Genomic DNA, 3,557 nt, shown 5'->3' on the forward strand with positions numbered 1-3,557 from the left:
CAAAGTCAGCGATCCGCGCAGAGTCGGCGGCGACGGCCCGGATGCCGCTGAGGTCGCGCGAATCGCGGAGCGTGAGCCGACACGGACCGGGCCATTCGCGCCCGCGCGCACACGCGTGCGAGAATGGCCACGGCGTGCTCGGACCGACCTTTCCCCGCACGGCGCCACGGCGCCGCCGGGTTCGAAGGGCCACCGGGCCCCAGGACAGCGTCCGCCGCACCTTTCTCCGAGGAGCACAGATGTCCGCCACCCCTATCGCCACCACCGCCGAGGCCACCTCCACCGAGCGTGTGCAGCAGCACCGTCGGTACCTCATGTGCCGGCCCGCGCACTTCACGGTGAGCTACAGCATCAACCCGTGGATGGAGCCCTCGCGCCCCACCGACACGAATCTCGCCCTGCAGCAGTGGCAGTCGCTGTACGACGCCTACACGTCGCTCGGGCATGAGATCGAACTGATCGACCCGGTCGAGGGCCTGCCCGACATGGTCTACACCGCCAACGGCGGCTTCGTCATCAACGGTGTCGCGTACGGTCCGAAGTTCCGCTTCCGCGAGCGCGCGGCCGAGGCGCCGGCGTTCATCGACTGGTTCGCCGCCAACGGCTTCGAGGTGGCCGAGCCGGTCGAGGTCAACGAGGGCGAGGGCGACTTCCTGCTCGTGGGCGACACGATCCTCGCCGGTACGGGCTTCCGCTCGACCGGCGACAGCCACCGCGAAGTGGGCGAGGTGTTCTCGCGCGAGGTCGTCTCGCTGACCCTCACCGACCCGCGGTTCTACCACCTCGACACCGCGATCGCCGTGCTGGACCCCGTCGAGGGTCCGGGCGGCGTCGACAAGGCCAACATCGCCTACCTCCCCACCGCCTTCGACGAGTCCAGCCAGGCGATCCTGCGCGAGCGCTACCCGGATGCCATCCGCGTGTCCGACAGCGACGGGGCGGTCTTCGGACTCAACTCCGCCAGCGACGGTAAAAATGTCATCATCTCGCCGCGCGCCGTGGGTTTCGAGGCGCAGCTGCGCGAGCGCGGCTACACCCCGGTGATGGTCGACCTGTCGGAGCTGCTGCTCGGCGGCGGCGGCATCAAGTGCTGCACGCTGGAGCTCCGCGGCGGTGCCCGATGAGCACCACGATCGACGCGATCGGCGAGCGTCTCGTCGCCGAGGAGGGCGTCCACCTCGCCCACAACTACCACCCGCTGCCGGTCGTCGTCTCGCGCGCCGAGGGCGTATGGGTCACCGACGTCGAGGGCAAGCGCTACCTCGACCTGCTGTCGGCCTACTCGGCGCTGAACTTCGGCCACGGTCACCCCGCGATCCTCGCCGCCGCTCGTGAGCAGCTCGATCGCCTCACGCTGACCAGCCGGGCCTACCACAACGACCGTCTCGGCCCGTTCGCCACGGCGCTGTCGCAGCTGTGCGGCAAAGACCTCGTCCTGCCGATGAACACCGGTGCCGAGGCCGTCGAGACCGGCATCAAGGTCGCACGCGCCTGGGGCTACCGCACGAAGGGAATCGCCGCCGATGCGGCGACCATCATCGTGGCGAACGGCAACTTCCACGGACGCACGACGACCATCGTCGGTTTCAGCGACGACCCCACGGCGCACGACGACTTCGGTCCCTACGCGCCCGGCTTCGTGCACGTGCCGTACGGAGACGCGGATGCCATCGCCGCAGCGATCGACGAGAACACCGCCGCCGTGCTGCTCGAGCCGATCCAGGGGGAGGCCGGCGTCGTCCTGCCGCCCGAGGGGTTCCTGCAGCGGGTGCGGGAGATCTGCACGCAGAACAACGTGCTCTTCATCGCCGACGAGATCCAGTCGGGCCTCGGCCGCGTGGGCGAGACGTTCGCGTGCGATCGCGAGGGTGTCGTCCCCGACGTGTACCTCCTCGGAAAGGCGCTCGGCGGCGGCATCCTGCCCCTGTCCGCCGTCGTCGCCGACGAGGACGTTCTGGGCGTCATCCGTGCGGGCGAGCACGGTTCGACCTTCGGGGGCAACCCGTTGGCCGCGGCCGTGGGCCTCCGCGTGGTCGAGATGCTGGCATCCGGTGAGTTCCAGACCCGCGCGAAGGCGCTGGGAGCGCACCTCGAGCCCGCGCTGCGGGCGCTCATCGGCCACGGCGTGACCGCGGTGCGCATCGCGGGCCTGTGGGCCGGCGTCGACATCGACCCCGCCTACGGCACCGGCCGCGAGGTCGCCGAGAAGCTGCTGACGCGCGGGGTGCTCGTGAAGGACACGCACGGCCAGACGATCCGCATCGCCCCTCCGCTGACGATCCGCGCGACCGAACTGGACTGGGCGGTCGAACAGCTCCGGCACGTGCTGGCGGCCTGATCGCTGAGCGCGAGCTCACACGGCCGGTTCGACATCACACGTTCGGGGCTGCCCGGCCCATGCCGTCTCGAACCGAGCGTGTGCAGTCGGCGCGCGATCGGCGTCGACGGGCGGTCGAGCGGGGGCCGCACGAGATCACACGGTCGTCCGGAGAGCACACGTCCGCGTCAGCCCGGTGACGGTGATCTCGGGCCGAACGTGTGATCTCGCCAGCGGCGCGGCGGCGGCGGTCAACCCACCGTCACCGTGAGCTCGTCCCACCCCGTCGCGCCGTCGGGGGCGGGCGGCGCCGGCACGTCGGTCTGCGTCTGACCGTCGGCCGAGATCGCGCGGCAGCGCACGGTGTGCGAGCCGCTCGTCGCGTCCCACGCGAGGCTCCACTGCACCCAGGTGTCGGCCGAGATCGCCGACGCGAGGGTCGCCGGTAGCCACGGCCCGTCGTCGATCTGCACCTCGACCCCGGACACGCCCACGTGGGTCTGCCAGGCGACGCCCGCGATCACGGCGGTGCCCGCCTCGACGCGGGCGCCGGCCCGCGGCACGTCGATGCGCGACTGGAGTTTCACGGGGCCGCGCTCCGACCAGCCGCGCGGGGTCCAGTACCCCTCGGCCCGGTCGTAGCGGGTGACCTCGAGCTCGGTCACCCATTTGGTGGCGGAGACGTACCCGTACAGGCCCGGCACGACCATGCGCACGGGGAAGCCGTGCTCGATCGGCAGCGGCTCGCCGTTCATGCCGATGGCGAGCAGCGCGTCACGGTCGTCGGTGAGTGCTTCGAGCGGACTGGATGCCGTGAACCCGTCGATCGAGCGCGACAGCACCATGTCGGCCTCGGCGGTCGGACGCGCGCGGGCGAGCACCTCCCGCAGCGGTACGCCGAGCCAGCGGGCGGTGCCGATGAGCGACCCGCCCACCTCGTTCGAGACGCAGACCAGGGTGGCGACCGTCTCTTTCGGGGCGAGGGCGACCAGGTCGTCCCAGCGCAGCACGACCTCCTGTTCGACGAGTCCGTGCACGCGCAGGGTCCAGTCGGCGGGGTCGACCTGGGGCACGACGAGGGCGGTGTCGATGCGGTAGAAGTCGGCCGAGGGGGTGATGACCGGCGAGAGGCCCTCGATGCCCAGCTCGGCGCCCGCGGGAACGGCCGTCGTCGTCGTCGGTGTCGGCAGGCGCAGGGCCGCGCGCACCGCGTTGACCTTCGACGGCGCCATCGACAAGG

General features: G+C 71.3%; 3 protein-coding genes. 2 read left to right on the forward strand and 1 reads right to left on the reverse strand.

Going from position 1 to position 3,557, the window contains the following annotated elements; genetic code table 11:
• The first annotated feature begins 239 nt into the window (after positions 1 to 239).
• Both ddaH and rocD read left to right on the forward strand, forming a co-directional pair.
• The gene (gene ddaH / locus RWP81_RS15365) at positions 240 to 1,124 is read left to right on the forward strand and encodes a dimethylargininase (RefSeq protein WP_314457563.1); all 885 of its coding nucleotides are present in this window, start codon (positions 240 to 242) and stop codon (positions 1,122 to 1,124) included.
• Entirely contained in the window at positions 1,121 to 2,338 is a 1,218-nt protein-coding gene (gene rocD / locus RWP81_RS15370; RefSeq protein WP_314457565.1) for an ornithine--oxo-acid transaminase, read from the forward strand. Before ddaH ends, rocD begins: the two co-directional genes overlap by 4 nt.
• Before the next feature lie 230 nt (positions 2,339 to 2,568).
• Here the strand turns inward: rocD and RWP81_RS15375 are convergent.
• The coding region (locus RWP81_RS15375; protein WP_314457566.1) for a molybdopterin-dependent oxidoreductase at positions 2,569 to 3,557 on the reverse strand (989 nt) is incomplete at its 5' end.

The sequence above is a fragment of the uncultured Microbacterium sp. genome, from assembly GCF_963521695.1.
Taxonomy (GTDB): domain Bacteria; phylum Actinomycetota; class Actinomycetes; order Actinomycetales; family Microbacteriaceae; genus Microbacterium.